Genomic DNA, 18,292 nt, shown 5'->3' on the forward strand with positions numbered 1-18,292 from the left:
CTGACGGTTGGGGTGTGCCTGGTAAAGTAGGCATCCGGTACCGCAAGCCGGGGGCTACGTAGCGGAAGAGCGACGCCTCTTCGGGCCGCCGTATTCGACCGCGATTACCACCGAATCGGAACGGGTTAGCGACAGCGAAGCTAGATCGTCCATCGGAGTACGACGTGTGTTCCGTGGAGTAATCACGGCCGGATCGCCGTACTGCCGATGGGTGAGAAGGTAGAACCATTTTATTTATCGAGGACAGCGATTCGTCGGTGAAGTAAAGTGGGTGGGCGACGAACGTGCGAACAGATGGCATCCACACCCCATATCGTGGTTCTCGGGGGCGGTTCGACGGGCGCAGGCGTCACGCGGGATCTCGCGATGCGCGGGTTCGACGTGACCCTCGTCGAGCAGGGCAACCTCACGCACGGGACGACCGGGCGGATGCACGGGTTGCTCCACAGCGGCGGCCGGTACGCGGTGTCGGACCAGTCGAGCGCCCGCGAGTGTATCGAGGAGAACCGTGTCCTCCGGGACATCGCGAGTCACTGCGTCGAGGAGACGGGCGGGTTGTTCGTCAAACGACCCGAGGACGACGAGGCGTACTTTCAGGAGAAGCTCGAGGGCTGCGAGGCCTGCGGGATCCCCGCCGAGGTCCTCTCGGGCGCGGAGGCGCGTGCGATGGAGCCCCACCTCGCCGAGGATATCGACAAGGCGATCTGGGTGCCCGACGGCGCCGTCGACCCCTTCCGACTCGTCGTCGCCAACGCCGCCAGCGCCGTCGAGCACGGCGCTCGCGTCGAGACCCACTCCGAGGTCACCGACCTGCTCGTCGAGGACGGGGACGTCGTCGGCGTCGAGGTCGAACACGCCTCCGGTCCGGGCTTGCGGGTCCACGGCACCGAGGGCGGTCGCGAGGAGATCCGCGCCGACCACGTCGTCAACGCGACCGGCGCCTGGGCGGGCCAGATCGGCGACATGGCCGGCGTCGACATCGAGGTCCGCCCCTCGAAGGGCGTGATGACGATCATGAACGTCCGGCAGGTCGACACCGTGATCAACCGCTGTCGGCCGAAGGGCGACGCCGATATCGTCGTCCCCCACGAGACGACGGCGATCCTCGGCACCACCGACGAGGAGGTCGACGACCCCGAGGACTACCCCGAGGAGCGCTGGGAGGTCGACATGATGATCGACACGCTCTCGGAGCTGATCCCGGCGCTCGAAGGCGCCCGGACGATCCGGTCCTTTTGGGGCGTCCGCCCGCTGTACGAGCCGCCGGACGTGGGCAGCACCGACCCGACCGACATCACGCGCGATTTCTTCCTGCTTGACCACGACGACCGCGACGACCTGTCCGGCATGACCAGCATCGTCGGCGGGAAGTTCACCACCTACCGGATGATGGCCGAGGGGATCTCCGACCACGTCTGCGACCGCTTCGGCGTCGACGCCGCCTGCCGGACCGCCGACGTTCCCTTGCCCGGCAGCGAGGACTTCTCGGTGCTCCGGGACTACATGGACGAGTTCGGCCTCCAGTCACCGATCGGCCGCCGCAGCGTCGAGCGGCTGGGGTCGCGGGCCGACGAGGTGCTCGACACCGACGGCCCGAACCCGGTCGTCTGCAACTGCGAGGCCGTCACGCACGCGGAGGTCCAGGACGCGATCGAAGGGTCGGGATCGGACCTGAACGCCGTTCGCATCCGCACCCGCGCCACGATGGGCAACTGCCAGGGCGGCTTCTGCGCCCATCGGTTGGCCGGGGAACTACAGGACAGCTACGACGAACCCACCGTGCGCGAGGCGTGGGACGAACTCCTGCAGGAGCGCTGGAAGGGCCAACGCCACGCCCTGTGGGGCCAGCAACTCTCCCAGGCGATGCTCAACTACGCGCTGCACGCCACCACCCAGAACCGCGACCGCGACCCCGCCGACGCCCCCGGGTCCGTCGACTTCGCGGCCTTCGACGCCGGGCCGGCCGACGCGGTGGACCACGGCGACACGGACCGAGCGGGCGATACCGGCGTCGCGACCGACGGAGGGCGCGATGGCGATTGAGTCCGAAGTCGTCGTCGTCGGGGGCGGGCTCGCGGGCGGGTTCGCCGCCCTCGCCGCCGCGCGCGAGGGCGCGGACGTCCGACTGCTCTCGTACAAACAGAGCACGCTCGCACAGGCCTCGGGGCTCGTCGACGTGCTGGGGTACACGCCCGACAGTGACCGGCCCGCCGCGGACCCCTTCGAAGCCATCCCGTCGTTGGCCGAGGAACATCCGTACCGGACCGTCGGCGTCGACGGCGTCCGCGAGGCGATGGCGGTCTTCGACGAGGTGGCCGACCGCTACCGCGGTGCCCACACCGACCGCAACGCCCTCCTGCCGACCCACGGCGGGACAATAAAGCCGACAGCGCGATACCCCGCCGGCGCCGCCGCCGGCGTCGCCAGCGACGAGCGCGACGCGCTGCTGGTCGGCTTCGAGGCGCTGGTCGACTTCGACGCGCCCCACGCGGCCGCCCATCTGGAGGCGGCGGGCGTCCCCTTCGACGTGTCCGGCGCGACGATCGCCTTCCCCGGCGGTCTGGCCGCCGACGCGAAGGTGACTCGCTACGCGAAACTGCTCGACGAGGACGCACCGGTCGAGACCGGGACCGGAGCGACCCGTCGCGCACGCAGCGCGCTCGCGAGCGCGGTACAACCCCACCTCGACGGCGCCGAGCGGGTCGGGTTCCCCGCCGTCCTCGGTGACGACGACCCCGCCGCGGTCCGCGAGTCCCTCGAAACCCAACTGGGCGTCCCCGTCTTCGAGGTTCCGATGGGGCCGCCCTCGCTACCCGGTCTCCGTCTGGAAGACGACCTCTACGCTGCGCTCGACGCCGCCGGAGTCAGCATGGAGACGGGCAACCCCGTCGTCGACTACGAGCCGGACGGCGAGAGAGGCTCCGAGGGTCGGATCGCGTCGGTCTCGATCGACCGCAACGGCGCGTCGATTCCGTTCGCCGCCGACCAGTTCGTCCTCGCGACGGGCGGGCTGGTCGGGAAGGGGATCGGCTCCGACCGCGAGCGCGTCGAGGAGCCGGTCTTCGACTGTCACGTCCCCCACGCGACCGACCGCTACGAGTGGTTCGACACCGACGCGTTCGGCGACCACGACTTCGCCCGCTTCGGCCTCCCGACCGACGACGATCTGCGGCCGCTCGACGCCCGGGGCGGCGCCGAGTTCGAGAACCTCAGAGCTGCGGGGTCGGTACTGGGCGGCTACGACTTCGCCGCGGAGAAATCGGGCAGCGGCGTCTCGATCGCGACCGGCCACGCCGCCGGCGCGGCCGCAGCGGAGGCGGTGCGATGAGCGACGAGCGAGCGGGCGACGGTGCGGGCGACGCGAATCGCAGTGCGGACGACGAGACGGAGTCGGGACACCCGCGCGTCCCGGACGGCGGCACGGCGAGCGACGCGGCCGGCGACACGACCGATCCCATGAGCGACACCGACCACACCAGCGAGTTCGAACCGGCGGCACCGAATCCGGACAGAGAGCGGACGCAGGTCTTCGGCGAGGCCGAGGAGTTCGACCTGCGACCCGGCGCCGACTCCTGTTACAAGTGCTCTTCGTGCGACACCAGCTGCCCCGTCGCGGAGGTCGACGACGACTTCCCTGGGCCGAAGTTCCAGGGCCCCGAGCAGTGGCGGCTCACCCAGACCGACGAGGACTACGAGGTCGACGAGTCGGTCACGTCCTGCTCGAACTGCATGCGCTGCGACGACGCCTGCCCGTCGGGCGTCCCGCTCAGCCAGATGCACAACACGACCCGCGGGCGCTACGTCGACGAACAGATGAGCAAGCTCTCCGTCGAGTACTGGCGCAACCGCATCCTCGCCAACTACCGTACCTCCGCTTTTTTCGCCAGCAAGGTCCCCCGGCTCGCGACCGCCGCGATGAACTTCGGCCCGGCGCGCTGGGTCATGGAGAAGACCCTCGGCGTCACGAGCGAACGTGATTTCCCGGAGTTCGCGACGGAGACGTTCACCGACTGGTGGCGCGCGCGCGGCGGCGCGCAGGTCCAGTCGGCCGACAAGCGCGTCGCGTACTTCCACGGCTGTTACGCCGAGTACAACACCCCCGAGGTGGCGAAGGCCCTGGTCAGGTTGTTCGAGCACTTCGGCTACCAGGTCGCCGTGCCCGAGCAGGGCTGTTCGGGCACGCCGATGTTCGCCAACGGCATGTTAGACGACGCCCGTCGCGACGCGAAGACGAACGTGAGCTCGCTGTCGGCGCTGGTCGACGAGGGCTACGACGCCGTCTGTTCCTGTACGTCGTGCTCGATGAGCCTCCGCCAGGAGTACCCCGAACTGTTCGACTTCGAGGGCACGGCCGACGTGGCCGCCCACACCTACGAGGCCGTCGAGTACCTGCGAATCCACGAGGATCTGTCGGGCGCGGTCGCAGACGCGGACGTCGACGGCGACCTCGCCGAGGAATTCGCCTACCACGCGCCGTGTCACGCCCGGAATCAGGGACTAGACCGACAGGCGGTCGAACTGTTCCGGGAGCTGGACGGCGTCGACGTCGAGGACGTGGGCGACTCCTGTTCCGGGATCTCGGGCACCTACGGCTGGAAGGAGGAGAAGTACGACTACTCCATGGAGATCGGCGAAGAGATGTTCGAACACATGGAACACGCGGAGGGCGAGACCGGCATGACCGAGTGTCCGACCTGCGCGATGCAGATGGAACACGGCACCGGCTACGAGATACGGCACCCGCTGGAACTGCTCGAAGCGGCGCTGGTGGAGTAGCCCGCGGCGGTCCGGGACGTTCGTCACGGTCCGCGCGCTGGCCGCGCTCGCCCGGGTCCCGGGACCGGGAGAGGAGGACTATCCGGTGACCGGTCCGGGGCTCACGCCCTCTCGCCCCCGAGTCACTCGCTGCGGACGAAGGTTACGGGGCAGGGCGCTTCGAGCAGGACCTCTTGGGCGGTCGACCCGAACACGGCCTTGCCGGTCGGCGAACGGTGCCGCCCGCCGACGAACACCATGTCGGCACCGACGGCCTCGCAGAGTCCGACGACCCCCTCACCGCGGTCGTCGTCGACACTGCCGCGGACCGAGATATCGATCCCGGAGCCCTCGAAGGCCGCTCGAACTTCTCTGACGTTCCCGTGGCGGGCCGCGACTTCGTCGGGGTCGGCGCTCCCGTCGAAATCCATCTGTCCGGTGAGGTCGGCGAACTGGTCTTCGGTGAACACGTGCGCTACCATCACGTTCGCGCCGGCCGGTTCGGCGACGTCACGGACGGCCTGAGCGAGCGATTCCACTCGGTCGGCGTCGTCGGCTCCGACCGCGAGCAAGACGGTTTCCAGAGACATCCTCCCGTTATTTGCGCGCACCCATCAAAGCAGTTCCGGCGATTTGAGCCATCTGTGATAAATTCTGATCGACGGTGGGCGGCGGTCGCGGGTCGGGACCACAAGACCGGCGTCCCCGGCGTGTCCAGGCTATCCGGTGTTTTTCATCCCGGCGGCGACACCCTGGACCGTGAGCCGCAGGGTGCGCTCCTCGGCTTCCGTCAGGTGTGACTGGTCGAGCAGGCGCACCTGCAGGAGGTTCAGCGGGTCGACGTAGGGGTTGCGACGGGCGAGATTCTCCGCGAGCCACTCCCGTCGGAGCAGGCTGTCCCGGTCGGTGATCGTCTTCACGAGTTCGACGGCGCCCTCGTACTCCTCGCGGATGCGCGGGAAGAAGGCCTCCCGGAGCTCCTCGTCGGCCAGATCGGCGTAGCGCTCGGCGATCTCCATCTCGGAGCGCGCGAGCGCGAGCGCGGCGTTGTCCAGCGTCGTCTGGAAGAACAGCCACTCGTCGTACATCTCCCGCAGCGTCTCGACGTCGCCACCGGAATCGAGATACGCCTCGATCCCGGTCGCCAGCGAGTACCACCCCGGCAGGATACAGCGGGCCTGGGTCCACGAGAACACCCACGGGATCGCCCGCAGGTCGTCCACGTCCCGCTCCTCTGACCGCGAGGCGGGACGGGACCCGAGGTTGAGGTTCTCGATGACGGTGATCGGGGTCGCCGTCTCGAAGAAGTCGACGAACCCCTCCGACTCCAACAGGTCGACGTACTCCTCGCGGGCGGCCTCGGCTGCGGTCTCCATGGCCTCGGCCCACTCGTCGGGCACCTCCTCGACGGGCTCGACCATCGCGTTGTGGCGAGCGCGGATCTGGGCGTCGAGCATCTGTTCGAGGTTGCGCTCGGCGATCTTCCGGTTGGCGTACTTCTCTGAGATGGTCTCGCCCTGCTCGGTGAACTTGATCTGGCCCGAGACCGTCTCCGCCGGCAGCGCGAGCATCGCGTCGTTCATCGGCCCGCCGCCCCGCGAGATGGAGCCGCCGCGACCGTGGAACAGCCGCATCTCCACGTCGTAGTCGTCGGTGATGGCGGCCAGCCGGCGCTGGTTGCGAAAGAGGCTCCAGTTGGCCGCGAGGAAGCCGTTCTCCTTGTTCGAGTCGGAGTAGCCCAGCATGATCTCCTGGACGCCGTTGCGCGCTTCGAGGGCCTGCTGGTAGGCCTCGTTCTCGAACAGCGTGCCCATGATCCGCCGGGCGCCGTCGAGGGCGTACTTCGATTCGAGCAGCGGCACCACGTCGAGCCCGCAGTAGCCCGGCAGGTCGACGACCCCGGCCTGGTCGGCGAGGAAGAGCACTTCGAGGACGTGGGACGGTTCCTCACACCAGCTGATGGCGTAGGTGTCGATGGCGTCGACGCCGTAGTCGTCCTGCCACTCGGCGGTCTTCTCGAACCGGCGGAGCACGCGGGCGGCCTCGTCGGAGAGGTCCTCGCGGTCGGCGAGGTCGACCACGGGCCGCTCCTGCAGGATGGCGTCGGTGAGGAAGTCGACCCGTTCGTCTTCGTCCATGCTCTCGTAGTCGATCCCGTCGCGGTCGACGGCCTCGGCGATGGCGTTCGTGTGTTTCGCGCGGTGGTCGCGCAGGTCGAGACTGGCCAGCGAGAAGCCGAAGGTGTCGACGGTCCGATAGAGGGGGTCGACGTGAGACTCGGCGATCACGTTCGCGCCGTTAGCTCGCAGACTCTCGGCGAGGGCCTCGATGTCATCCAGGAACTCGCTCTCGTCCTCGTAGCCGCCCGGACGCACGTCGTCGACCCGGAGGACGCGCTCGCGCATGAGCTTGAGCAACTGGCGATAGGGCTCGTCGGGGTAGCGCTCGCGAGCCGTCTCGGCCACGGCGGGCAGCCGCTCGCGGTGCTCGGCCAGCCGCTCGTCGAAGCGCTCGCCGGTGTCGATCTGGTCGGCGTCTTGGCTGAGGACGCCCGAGAGCGTCTTGAGGCGGTCGCGGTACAGCGGGACCGCGGCCGACTGCTGGCGATCGAGCGTCTCCTCGGTGACCTCCGGGGTGACGAAGGGGTTACCGTCGCGGTCGCTGCCGGCCCACGAGCGGAACTCGTAGAGCTTCGGCACGTCGACCTCGTCGTCGAACTCGTCGTCGACGGCGCGTTCGAGCGCGTCGTACACCTCGCTGATGACTTCGAAGAGGACGTTCTCCAGGTACCACTGGACGTTGAGCGCCTCGTCGGTCACGTCGGGCCGGCGCTCGCGGACCTGCGCGGTCTGCCAGAGGCTCGTCACTTCGGCTTCGAGGTCGCGCTCGACGTCGGCCTGCTCGTCGCGGGTCAGCCGCACCTCGTCGAGCCGTTCGAGGTGGCTCGACACCGACCGGAGCTTCGCCTTGACGGTCTTGCGGCGCGCCTCCGTGGGGTGCGCGGTGAACGTCGGCTGGATCAACACGTCGTCGAGCACGGCCTCGACCGTCTCGGCGTCCAGGTCTCGCTCGGCGAGTTCCTCGACGGCCGCGCGCACGCTGTCGTCGAGCGTCCCGTCCTGACTCCCCTCGCGTATCTCACGGACGCGCTGGCGCTCCTCGGCGAGGTTGATCAGTTCGAAATACGTCGTGAACGCCCGCGCGACGACGTCCTGTTCCTCGGGGTCGAGCCCGTCGAGCGCCTCGCCGATCGCCGCCCGATCCTCGGCGTCGCCACGCCGGTAGTCGATCGCCGCTTCCCGGATCTGTTCGACTATCTCGAACGCAGACTCGGACCGCTGTGCCCGGATTATCTCCCCGAGCAGCTCACCCAGTTCCCGTACGTCTTCGTTGACCTCTCTGGCATGTAATTCCATAACAGTGGTTCTCAGGCCCATTCGTAAAACACTAGCGGAAGTCGAAAACCTTCAGCAACGTGCGTGAGAAACCGATCGGACGGTCCAGGCGTCGGTCTCCGAACCCCATCCGAGGGCGGAATATCGTCGAGCGTAGTTCGGGCATACCGAACCGCTATTTCGAGGCCGTCGGGCGGAAGGATCGGCCTAGAGTCGCCGGATCGTCACCGGCGCCCCCGTCCGACGCGTTCGGGTACCTCTCACGGGGTTCACAAGTGAACGTCCGGGTTGAAGGGTCGGGCGTCCGATATCTCCGCTATGGCCTACGCGACGAACGACGGGACCCGGATCGCCTACGACGTAGCAGGGCCGCCCGAGGCGGAGGTGGTGACGTTCCTCGAGGGGTTGGCGTACGGGACCTGGATGTGGAACTGGCAGCGCGAGGCGCTCTCCGACTTTCGGACGGTCGTCGTGGACAACCGGGGGACCGGCGACTCCGACGCGCCCGAGGGCCCCTACACCGTCGCGGAGATGGCCGCCGACGTGGAGGCCGTCCTCGACGACGCCGGGATCGAGCGGACGCATCTCGTCGGCGCGAGCCTCGGCGGGATGATCGCCCAGCGCTACGCGCTGGACTACGACCGCGCCGAATCGCTGGCGTTGCTCTGTACCACGCCGGGCGGCGACGACGCCGTCCCCATCCCGGAGGAGACCCAGGCGCGGATGCTCGCGGTCCCCGACGACTACGGTCCCGCCGACACGATCCGACACAAGATGGAACCCGCCTTCTCCGAGGAGTTCTGGGCGGCGAATCGGGACGTGGTCGAGCAGATCGTCGACTGGCGGCTGGAGACCGACCCTACCGACGACGCCTACGAGTGGCAGAGCGCCGCGGCGGTCGGTTTCGACGCCAGCGACGAACTGGGCGAGATCGACCTGCCGACGCTCGTGCTCCACGGCACCGACGACCGCGTGCTCCCGACCGAGAACGGTCGGCTCCTCGCCGAGGGGATCCCCGGCGCGGACCTCGTGGAGATCCCCGGCGGGTCGCACCTCTTCTTCGTCGAGCGGGACGAGCGCGTCACCGGCGAAATCCGGGAGTTCATCGAGAATGTCCGCGGCTGAGTGGGTCGGAGCCTGGAGCGAGAAGCGCGCGGCGTTGTCACCCGAGCGGGTCGGGCTCGTCGACGCCGCGACCGGCACGGAGTACACCTACGCGGACCTCGACCGCCGGGCGAACCGCTGTGCGCGACTCCTGGCCGACCACGGCGTCACGGCGGATCCGGACGACGAGTCCGCCGAGACAGCGGGCCGCGTCGCCGTCGTCTCGCGCAATCGCCCGGAGTACGTCGACCTCTTCTTCGCGACGGGCAAGACCGGCGGCGTACTCGCCCCGCTGTCCCACCGACTCGCTCCGCGGGAACTCGCCGAACTGTTTGCGACGGTCGATCCCCACCTCGTCGTCGTCGAGGAAGCGTTCGCCGGCCTCGTAGACGACGCGGCCGACGAGGACACCTGGAGCGCCGACGCCCCGGTCCTGTCGCTGCCGGTCGGGGCGGCCGAAGGCGGGAAAGAAGACGGAAGTGCGAGCGGAGCGACCACCTGGGAGCCTTACGAGGCCGCCCTCCCGGACGACGGCTCGACGTTCGACGGGCCGGCCGTCGACGCCGACGACCCCCATCTGTTCCTGCACACCGGGGGGTCGACGGGGACGCCGAAGGAGACGGTGGTCTCCCACGAGGCGCTCGTCTGGAACTCCCTCAACACGATCACCGCGTGGGGCCTGCGCGACGACGACGTGACGCCCATGGTGTTCCCGATGTTCCACACCGGCGGCTGGAACGTCCTCACCCTTCCGATATTCCACATGGGCGGGACGGTCGTCGTCGACCGCGAGTTCGACCCCGGCCAGATCCTCGGGGTCGTCGACGAGCGGTCGGCCACGGTTCTGGTCGCCGTCCCCGCGGTCCTCCGAATGATGACCGACCACGACCGCTGGACCGAGACGGATCTCTCCTCGCTACGGTTCGTCAAGTCCGGCGGTGGCCCCTGCCGGGAGTCGGTCATGGAGGCGTGGTGGGACCGCGGCGTCGACCTCTCGCAGGGCTACGGGCTGACCGAATGTGGTCCCAACAACTTCGCGATGCCCGACGATTGGCCCCGCGAGAAGGCCCACACCGTCGGCGTCGCGAACGTGCACGTCGATGCACGCGTCGTCGACGACGACGGCCAGTCCCTCCCCGCGGACGAGATCGGCGAACTGCAGTTGCGCTCGCCCCACGCCGCCGACGGCTACTGGTCGTCCCCGGAGGAGAGCGCCGAGACCTTCGGCGAGTGGGTCTCGACCGGCGACCTCGCCCGGGTCGACGACGAGGGCTACGTCTCCATCGAAGGTCGCAAGAAGAACATGTTCGTCAGCGGCGGCGAGAACGTCTACCCCGCGGAGGTCGAGGACGCTATCGTCGACCACCCCGCCGTCGCCGACGCCGTCGTGGTACCCGTCCCGGACGACCAGTGGGGCCAGGTCGGCAAGGCGGTCGTCGAACTCCGGGACGGCGGCGGAGAACTGCCGCTCGACGGCCTCCGCGAGTTCCTCGACGGCCGGCTGGCTCGGTTCAAGCATCCCCGCCACCTCGCGTTCGTCGACGAACTCCCCACGAGCGGCCCCGACAAGATCGACCGCGAGGCGGTCGCGGCCGAGTTCGGCGAGTGAGCCGTTTCGGCTCCGCTCGAACGGGACGGCCATCGGGTCACGGTAGGATTCGGCTACCCCGAACGCTACCCACGAAGGTAGAATCATTTATATTCGTGAAGGAATACGTATCGCGGAAAGGGTGTCTCGTACGTGATCGACATCTCGATGGACATGGAGCAGTACGACTGTCCGTTCATCGATACGACGGCGGACTACGGGGTCGCGTTCTCGGCCGTCCACTGGGAGTTCGACCAGTCTCGGCGCGCGCTGGAGACACGGATGGTCGTCGAGGGCGGCGACCGCGGTCAGCTCTCGGACGGGCTCGACGCGCTGCGCGACCACGGGAACATGTACGATTACACCCTGCTCTCCCGGCGTGACGACGTGGCCCACATCCGGACGGTCATCGACGAGACGGCGGCGATGGAGACAATCCGGGACAACGACGGCTACATAACCGGTCCGTTCTACGTCGAGGAGGGCAGCGAGATCTGGCACGTCGGCTTCGACCGCGCGCGCCGGGCCGACGACACGCTCGCGGAACTCGAACGGGACAACGAGTTCGACGTAGTCGAGCGCTCGGACACGACGCTGCCGGACGTGCAGGACCTCGTCCGGAACGCCGGCGCGGCGATGACGCTCATCCAGGGCTGCGAGGAGCTCTCCGAGACCGAGCGCGAGACCCTGGAGACCGCGGTGTCCTCGGGGTACTTCGAGTCGCCCCGGGACGCCACGCTCGGCACGCTGGCCGACGAGTTCGACGTGTCCAAGCCCGCCGTCTCGAAGAACCTCCGCAGGGGCCAGCGCAAGATGATCGAACGCGTCGTCGACGCGCTCGACGACCTCGACGGGGCGGAGTGAGGCGCTTCTCGACACCGTTTACTCCGCATCGTTCGTCGCCCGGACCGCCGTTTCGCTCGCCCGAACCCGCTCGTTAACATGTGAACCCCGGTGGATATGCCCGTGAGCGTAGTATCACTAATTATCATGCGAGAGCATCTCACGCGGAGGCGGGCGCTGAAGTCACTGGGTGTCGCCGGCGTCGCGGCGCTGGCGGGCTGCTCCGAAGGCGACGGGACGCCGACCGACGGCGCCGGTGGAGACGGCGATACCGGCGGCGATGGAGACGGTGGAAACGGGAGCGGCGACGGCGGCGACACGGCGGCCGACGACTCAGACATGAACGGAACGGCGACGGGCACGGCGAGCAGCGTCTCGGGCGAGGTGACCATCGGCGTCCTCCAGCCGATGTCGGGGAACCTGGCGTACTACGGCCAGCAAGGCCTGTGGGGGTTCCTCTCCGGACTGGCCTACAAGGCCGGCGCCGACCCCGCGGGGATGGTCGGGACCGGTGAGACGACCGTGACCGTCGGCGACGTGGACTACCGGCTGCTCGTCCGCGACACGGAGTTCGCCGCGGACCCGGCCCAGTCGGCGGCCACGTCGCTCGTCCGCGACGACGGCGTCGACATGCTCTTCGGCTGTTCCTCCTCGTCGGCGGCCGAGCGCGTCGTCGGCCAGGTCGTCACCCAGGCGCAGGTGCCGTTCGTGGCGGGACCGGCCGCCTCGGCGGCGATCACCGCCAGCGGCGACTACTGTAGCGATCTGGTCTTCCGGGCCAGCGAGAACACGGCGATGGACGCCCGCTCGGGCGGCCGCTACGTCGCCAACGAGACGGACGTCTCGCGGGTGTTCCTGTTCGGCGCCGACTACAGCTTCGGCCGGGCCGTGGTCAACAACTACGAGTCGGTCCTGCAGGACAACGGCGTCGAGATCGTCGGCAAGCGCTTCGTCGAGCAGGGCTACGCCGAGTGGGACGGCCTGCTCGACAACGCCGAGTCCGCAGGCGCAGAGGGTATCGTCGGCGGGTTCACCGTCACGACGCTGCCGAATCTGTTCAGCTCCTTTCTCTCGGGGGACTACTCGTACCGGGCGTTCGGCGGGTTCGCCACTCAGATCACCAATCAGGTCGTCGGCAACACGATGGAGAGCGTCCTCGGGTCGCCGCTGACGGCCGAGAAGATCGAGGGGTCACAGCTCGGCCCGTTCACGACCCGGTACCACTGGAACCAGTACGACAACGAGATCAACGACGCCTTCGTCGACAGCTACACGAACACCTACGAGGTCGTCCCCGATCTCTTCACCTCGGGGACGTTCACCGCTGCCTCGGCCATCCACCAGGCGGTCCAGGCCTCGGGATCGACCGAGGGCGCCGACATCGCAGGCGCGCTGAAGGGGATGACCGTCGCGGACACGCCGAAGGGCGAGGACGGCTACACCTTCCAGGAGTACAACAACCAGGCTCGCTCGGAGATGACGGTCGCCAGCCCGGTCCCGACCAGCGACGAGTACGCCGACACCTGGGGCGCCTCGATCATGCCCGGCGAGCCACAGGCCCGCATCTCCGGCGAGAACGCCACCATCCCGGCCGACAGCTCCGACATGAACTGTTCGCTGTGAGCATGTTGCGGACGACCGGCCTCACGAAGCAGTTCGGCGGCCTCACCGCCGTCGACGAGGTGGACTTCGAGCTGGGCGACGAGCTGTGCTCGCTTATCGGCCCGAACGGCGCCGGCAAGACGACGTTTTTCGACCTGCTGACCGGCGCGCTCGAACCCACCCGCGGGACGATCGAGTTGCGTCGCGGCGGGAGCGACGACAGTGGCAGAGCGAGCGATGCTGCCGGCGGAGCCAGCGACGGCTGGGTCGACGTGACCGACGCCTCGCCGGACGAGACGGCTGCGATGGGAATCCATCGGTCGTACCAGATCACGAACGTCTTCCCCACGCTGTCGGTGCTGGAGAACGTCCGGATCGCCGCCCAGGCTGCCGGCGACGACGCCGCGACGTTCTGGCGCAACGTCGGCGCCTACGACGAGTACGTCGCGGAGGCTCGGGATATCCTTGACCGGGTCGGGCTGGCTCACCGCGCCGACGACGTGGCGGAGAACCTCAGCCACGGGGCCAGCCGCCAGCTCGAGGTCGCCGTGGCGCTGGCGGGCGATCCGGACGTGCTCCTGCTGGACGAACCGAACGCGGGCGTCTCCTCCGAGAGCGTCGACGACATCGTCGCGCTCATCGAGGACGTGGCCGCGGACCACGCCGTCCTGCTGGTCGAGCACAACATGGACATCGTCATGGAGGTCTCGGACCGCGTGGTGGTCCTCAACCAGGGCGCGGTCATCGCCGACGGCGAGCCCGAAGCGGTCCGCGAGGACCCCGCCGTTCAGGAGGCGTATCTCGGCGGCTACGAGCCCGGCGACCTGAATCGTCGCGGGGACGGGACCGCCGAACGGGACGACACGGGAGGGGTCGCGTGAGCGCGCGTCGACCGTCGGGGAGGTGCGCGACGTGACCCTCCTCGAACTCGACGGCGTGGAGACGTACTACGGCGAGAGCCACGTCCTCGAAGGCGTCACGCTCTCCGTCGACGAGGGTGAGGTGGTCGCGCTGGTCGGGCGCAACGGCGTCGGCAAGACGACGACGTTGCGGTCTATCCTCCAGTTGACCCCGCCTCGGGAGGGAACGATCACGTACCGCGACGAGCAGTTGGTCGGCCTGGAGACCCACGCGGTCGCCGAGCGCGGCGTCGGCTGGATCCCCGAGGACCGCCGTATCTTCTCGCAGCTCACCGTCGCCGAGAACGTCCGCGTGGCGGTACCCGACGGCGCCGACACCGGCGAACGGGTCGCGACCGTCTACGACACCTTCCCGATCCTCGAAGAGCGCCGCGACCAGGAGGCTGGCACGCTCTCGGGTGGCCAGCAACAGATGCTCGCGCTGGCCCGAGGGCTCGTCGGCGAGAACGACCTGCTGCTGGTCGACGAACCCAGCGAGGGCCTGGCCCCACAGATCGTCGCCGACGTGGCCGAGGCGCTGGCCGACGCCGCGACCGAGACGACGCTCCTGCTCGTCGAGCAGAACCTCCCGCTGGCGCTGGATCTGGCCGACCGCTTCTACGTCCTCGACAAGGGGCGGGTCGTCGACGACGGCGACACCGCCGACGTGTCCGCCGACGACGAACGGCTCAGGAGGTACCTCTCCGCATGACGGCGAGCGCACTCGCTCCGGTCGCTGGGCCCCTCCAACACGGGGCCGAGCCGTTCGCAGCCGCCGCCATGCAGTTGAGCTTCGGTGAGGGGCTCCGGCAGTTCCTCGGCCCGGACACGCTCGTCAGCGTGGTCGTCGAGGGGCTGGCGAAGTCTGCCATCTACGTGATGATCGCCAGCGGGCTGACGCTCATCTTCGGCCTGATGGGCGTGTTGAACTTCGCGCACGGCTCGCTGACGATGATCGGCGCGTACCTCGCCGGCCTGGTCATGGTCACGCTCGTCGGGAGCGCCACGGGCGCCTGGACGCGCCTCGCACTGTTCTTCGTCGCGCTCGCTGCCGTCTTCGTCGCACTGGCGTTTCTGGGCGGTGTCATGGAGGTCGGGCTCGTCAGGCAGCTCTACGACCGGCCGCCGATCTACCAGATCCTCCTCACCTTCGGCCTGACGCTCGTGCTGGAGGAACTCGTCCGGATCGTCGTCCTGTTCTACGGGCTCCAGCCCATCTCGGAGTGGCGGGCCGCGCTGGGGACGCGGCCGGCGATCCTCTCGGCAGAGCAGTCGATCGGCCCGCTCTCGGTCCGCGGGCTGGCCCTGTTCGAGATCGCCCTCGGCGCGGCGACCGTCCTCGGCATCTGGGCCTTCCTGACTCGTACCCGCTACGGACTGTACATCCGCGCGGGCAGCGAGGACGCGGAGATGGCCGAGGCGCTCGGGATCGACGTGCGCCGCGTGTTCACATTCGTGTTCGCGCTCGGTGCCGGCGTCGCGGGCGCCGCCGGTGCCCTGCTGATGTGGGACCCCGTCTGGGGCGCGAACGTCCCGCTGGCGGCCGAGACGCTGCTTCCGGCGTTCGTCGTCGTCATCATCGGCGGGCTGGGCACCTTCCGCGGGACCGTCGCCGGCGCGCTCGTCGTCGGGATGGCCGACGCGACGACGACCTGGTGGTTCCAGAACGTCGTCGTCACCTGGACCTGGCTGCCCGAGATCACCGTCTTCCTCATCCTCGTCGGGATGCTGATCGTCAAACCACAGGGCCTGTTCGGCGTCGAGGAGGTGGGCGGCCATTAGCTCCGTCACCCAGTGGATCGACGATCGGGAGCTCGCCTGGCCCGTCGCACACCTCCGGGACCAGCAGGTCCATCTGCTGGTGATCCTCGCCTTCGTCGCCTATCCCGTGATCTACCACCTGCTGACGACGTTCTCGTTCCCGGTCGCCCCCTCGGCGATCAACAGCTTCGCGATCGCCGTCCTCCCTCGCGTCGACTCGATGGTCGCCGTCCTCTATTTCGCCCTGTTCGCCATGTCGTTCGACTTCATCAGCGGCTACACCGGCTATCTCTCCTTCGGCCACGCCGCTTTCTACGGCACCGGCGCCTACGCCGTCATCCTGATCGCCAACGGCAAGGTCCCGCTCCTCCCCGCCGGAACGCCGTTCATGGTCTCCTTGCTCGTCGCGGCCGTCCTCGCGGGACTGCTGGCGGTCGTCATCGGCCTCGTCTCCTTCCGGCTGTCGGGGGTGTACTTCGCGATGATCACGCTCGGGTTCGCGCAGGTGCTGTACGTCTTCGTCCGCGGCTGGGACTACGTGGCGAGCAACCCTCGCGACGGCCCCGCCGTCGGGTCGACCCACCCCGAGGGCTTCGAGATCGGGATCCCCTTCGTCGACCAGCTGACCCTCGCGATCGGCACCTTCTCCGGCGACACGGTGGTAGTGCTGGGTCACGAACTCGGCACGTACACCGTCTCGTTCTACATGGTCGGCCTGGTCGCGCTGGTGTCCTATTTCGCGATGCAGCGGGTGATCCACTCCCCGTTCGGCCGGGTGATGATCGCCATCCGCGAGAACGAGGAACGGGCGGCCGCGATCGGCTACGACACCTTCCGCTACAAGCTCGGCGCGTTCGTCATCAGCGGCTTCTTCGGCGGCGTCGCGGGCGCGCTGTACGCCGGCTTCTCCCGCTCGGTCACCCCCGAGAGCACGTTCTACTTCCTGACGACCGGCGACGCGCTGCTGGCGAGTATCATCGGCGGGTTCGGCACGCTCGCCGGCCCGCTGTACGGCCACCTGTTCGACCACTCGATACGGGAGTTCCTCTCGAACACCGGCCAGGGCGGCGGCCTGCTCCCGTTCCTCCGGGAGACGCTGCCCGAGGGCGTGCTCACGGCGGATATCGTGGGCGGGCTCACCGTCGAGGGGTTCATCGGCGCGGCGCTGAACGGCCACGCCAGTCTCTACGTCGGGATCGTGTTCGTCCTGTTCGTCCTCTACGTCCCCAGCGGCCTCCTCGGGACGCTGCGGAACTACCTCGGTGGCTCCGTCTCCGAGCGGCTGCCCGCGAAGCTGTGGGGCGAGCGATGACCGTCCACCTCACCGGAATCGGGACGGCGCTGCCCGACGAGACCGTCGGCGGCGCCGACATCGCCGAGCGGTCGGGTATCCCCCGCGACGTGGTCGTCGATAAGATGGGGATCCGCCGCAAGCACGTCTGCCGGAACGGCGACGACCAGCCCAGCGATCTGTGTGTCGCGGCCGCCGAGGACGCGCTGGCCGACGCCGACTGCGAGCCTGCCGATCTCGACGTCGTCCGCTACCACGGCAGCGAGTTCAAGGACTACGTCGTCTGGAGCCTCGCGGCGGACGTGGCCGACCGGATCGGCGCGACCGACGCTTACGCCGCCGAGAGCTACGCGCTCTGTGCCGGCGCACCGGTCGCCGTCCGCGAGACGAAGGCCCAGATCGAAGCGGACGCCCCCGACCGAGTGCTGCTGGTCGCGGCCAGTCGCGAGGAGGACCTGGTGGACTACGACGACCCCGACACCTCCTTCACGTTCAACTTCGGCAGCGGCGCTTCGGCGATGGTGCTCGAACGCGACGCGCCCGACCGCGCGCTCGCGACCGTCCGCGAGAGCGCCGCGCTGACCGACGGCAGCTTCTCCCGGGACGTGGTGATGCCCGCCGGTGGCACGCGCCACCCCCCGAGCCGCGACACCGTCGACGCCGGGATGCACGCGCTGCGCGTCCCCGACCACGAGTCGATGAAGGAGCGACTGGGCGAGGTGAGCCTCGGGAATTTCCTCGAAGTCGCCGACACCGCTCTGGAGCGGTCGGGACTGGACCGCTCGGATCTCGACTTCGCGGCGATAACACACATGAAGCGGTCGTTCCACGCCTATCTCTGCGACGAACTCGGACTCGACGACCGCGAGCAGTACTACCTCGACGACTACGGCCACGTCCAGAGCGTCGACCAGGCGTTGGCGACCGCCGAGGCCCGAACCCGGGAGTGGCTCCGCCCCGGCGACACCGTGCTCTTTCTCGCAGCGGGTACCGGCTACACCTGGGCGGCGACCGTCCTGGAGTGGCTCGGCTGAACGACCCCTCAGACCGTCCA

Annotated in this window: 14 protein-coding genes; 12 read left to right on the forward strand and 2 right to left on the reverse strand. The window is 68.8% G+C overall.

What is annotated here, in order from left to right:
• Window positions 1-294: 294 nt before the first annotated feature.
• The 3 genes from glpA to I7X12_RS19455 all read left to right on the forward strand — a co-directional run bounded on the left by glpA (window position 295) and on the right by I7X12_RS19455 (window position 4,776).
• On the forward strand, window positions 295-2,043 hold the full coding sequence (gene glpA, locus I7X12_RS19445) for an anaerobic glycerol-3-phosphate dehydrogenase subunit GlpA (protein WP_198061663.1): 1,749 nt from the start codon (window positions 295-297) through the stop codon (window positions 2,041-2,043).
• Complete coding sequence (gene glpB, locus I7X12_RS19450; RefSeq protein ID WP_198061664.1) at window positions 2,033-3,328, forward strand: glycerol-3-phosphate dehydrogenase subunit GlpB; 1,296 nt, start codon at window positions 2,033-2,035, stop codon at window positions 3,326-3,328. Before glpA ends, glpB begins: the two co-directional genes overlap by 11 nt.
• 128 nt (window positions 3,329-3,456) lie before the next feature.
• Window positions 3,457-4,776: an anaerobic glycerol-3-phosphate dehydrogenase subunit C gene (locus I7X12_RS19455; RefSeq protein WP_198063927.1), complete on the forward strand. Its 1,320-nt coding sequence runs from the start codon at window positions 3,457-3,459 to the stop codon at window positions 4,774-4,776.
• 122 nt (window positions 4,777-4,898) lie between these two features.
• Here I7X12_RS19455 and I7X12_RS19460 read toward each other — a convergent pair whose 3' ends face one another.
• Together I7X12_RS19460 and ppc are read right to left on the reverse strand one after the other, a co-directional pair.
• Window positions 4,899-5,345, reverse strand: coding sequence for a universal stress protein (locus I7X12_RS19460; RefSeq protein ID WP_198061665.1), 447 nt, complete (start codon window positions 5,343-5,345; stop codon window positions 4,899-4,901).
• Window positions 5,346-5,474: 129 nt separating this feature from the next.
• Complete coding sequence (gene ppc, locus I7X12_RS19465; RefSeq protein WP_198061666.1) at window positions 5,475-8,171, reverse strand: phosphoenolpyruvate carboxylase; 2,697 nt, start codon at window positions 8,169-8,171, stop codon at window positions 5,475-5,477.
• 297 nt (window positions 8,172-8,468) lie between these two features.
• Here ppc and I7X12_RS19470 point away from each other — a divergent pair, with 297 nt between their 5' ends.
• The 9 genes from I7X12_RS19470 (at window position 8,469) to I7X12_RS19510 (ending at window position 18,272) form a co-directional block, all read left to right on the forward strand.
• Window positions 8,469-9,275, forward strand: coding sequence for an alpha/beta fold hydrolase (locus tag I7X12_RS19470; protein WP_198061667.1), 807 nt, complete (start codon window positions 8,469-8,471; stop codon window positions 9,273-9,275).
• Entirely contained in the window at window positions 9,262-10,863 is a 1,602-nt protein-coding gene (locus I7X12_RS19475) for an AMP-binding protein (protein WP_198061668.1), read from the forward strand. Before I7X12_RS19470 ends, I7X12_RS19475 begins: the two co-directional genes overlap by 14 nt.
• Window positions 10,864-10,995: 132 nt before the next feature.
• Window positions 10,996-11,706, forward strand: a complete 711-nt coding sequence (locus I7X12_RS19480; RefSeq protein ID WP_198061669.1) for a helix-turn-helix domain-containing protein — start codon at window positions 10,996-10,998, stop codon at window positions 11,704-11,706.
• A 126-nt stretch (window positions 11,707-11,832) separates the two neighbouring features.
• Window positions 11,833-13,308 carry an ABC transporter substrate-binding protein gene (locus tag I7X12_RS19485; RefSeq protein ID WP_198061670.1) on the forward strand — a complete coding sequence of 492 codons (1,476 nt, stop codon included), beginning with the start codon at window positions 11,833-11,835 and terminating at the stop codon, window positions 13,306-13,308.
• Window positions 13,309-13,310: 2 nt separating this feature from the next.
• Window positions 13,311-14,168 (forward strand): ABC transporter ATP-binding protein, encoded by an 858-nt coding sequence (locus tag I7X12_RS19490; protein ID WP_198063928.1) that lies wholly within the window; start codon window positions 13,311-13,313, stop codon window positions 14,166-14,168.
• A gap of 31 nt (window positions 14,169-14,199) precedes the next feature.
• A complete protein-coding gene (locus I7X12_RS19495) occupies window positions 14,200-14,898 on the forward strand; it encodes an ABC transporter ATP-binding protein (protein WP_198061671.1) in 699 nt (232 codons plus the stop codon).
• Window positions 14,899-14,966: 68 nt separating this feature from the next.
• Window positions 14,967-15,968 (forward strand): branched-chain amino acid ABC transporter permease, encoded by a 1,002-nt coding sequence (locus tag I7X12_RS19500; RefSeq protein WP_198063929.1) that lies wholly within the window; start codon window positions 14,967-14,969, stop codon window positions 15,966-15,968.
• Between the two features lie 109 nt (window positions 15,969-16,077).
• A complete protein-coding gene (locus I7X12_RS19505) occupies window positions 16,078-17,259 on the forward strand; it encodes a branched-chain amino acid ABC transporter permease (RefSeq protein WP_394355634.1) in 1,182 nt (393 codons plus the stop codon).
• Window positions 17,256-18,272, forward strand: coding sequence for a 3-oxoacyl-ACP synthase (locus I7X12_RS19510; RefSeq protein WP_198061672.1), 1,017 nt, complete (start codon window positions 17,256-17,258; stop codon window positions 18,270-18,272). The genes I7X12_RS19505 and I7X12_RS19510 overlap by 4 nt, the downstream gene beginning before the upstream one ends.
• Window positions 18,273-18,292: the final 20 nt, after the last annotated feature.

It is taken from the genome of Halosimplex litoreum (assembly GCF_016065055.1).
GTDB classification, from domain to species: Archaea; Halobacteriota; Halobacteria; order Halobacteriales; family Haloarculaceae; genus Halosimplex; species Halosimplex litoreum.